Annotated in this window: 1 pseudogene; it reads right to left on the bottom strand. The window is 75.4% G+C overall.

The annotated features are described in order from the left end of the window. Nucleotides 1-727 (bottom strand): annotated as a pseudogene (locus P1P70_RS45370) (ABC transporter ATP-binding protein); the annotation flags it as partial.

Genomic DNA, 727 nt, shown 5'->3' with positions numbered 1-727 from the left:
GGGTGGGTGCCGGGGACAGTCGGCGGAGCACCACCGCGAGCCGGGAGCCGCTGGTGCCCAGGCCGTGGACCAGGTTCTGCAGGGCGGGGAGGAGGGACTGGGTGACGTAGGCGAGGGCACCGATCAGGGCACCCGCCGTGACCCCCTGGTCCAGGAGCCATGGGGTGGTGAGCAGGAGCAGCAGGACGGGCAAGTGGCCGCCGATCGCGAGGGAGGCGACCCGTACGACGCCCCAGCGGGCCAGAGAGCGCGCGGCCCGCAGCTCGGCGTCGACGCACCGGCCGGTGTCGGCGGCGACCGTGTCCTCCGCGCCGGCCGCCGTGGTGTCCCGCAACCCCGGGCAGACGGCACCGAGCCGCTCGGCGAGGGCCTCGTCGGCGACGAGGAAGCGTTCCTGGCGGCGTGCCAGGGGCCTGAGCGTCACCAGGAAGAGGACGACGCCGGCGACCAGCGGGGGACCGACGACGAGCAGCAGGGGCGGTGCCAGCGAGAAGAGCCCGACGAGCGCCCCGGCGGAGGTGAACAGGAACGAACGGGACACCATCACGAGTCCGGCGAAGGTGTCCCGGGCGATCTCCACCTGCTGGGTCAGCCCGGACAGGGCCCTGCCGTCCGCCTCCCGGACCCCCCGGCCGACCACCGCGCGCACCAGCCGGTCCCGCAACGGCTCCACGAGCCCCGCCACGCACGCGTACACCCGCCAGGTCCCCAGCGCGCCCAGCACCAC

Origin of the sequence: Streptomyces sp. MB09-02B, from assembly GCF_033794485.1 — a bacterium.
Classification (GTDB): Bacteria; Actinomycetota; Actinomycetes; order Streptomycetales; family Streptomycetaceae; genus Streptomyces.
The sequence above is the reverse complement of the archived record's forward strand: the minus strand, read 5'-3'. Positions and strand labels throughout refer to the sequence as shown.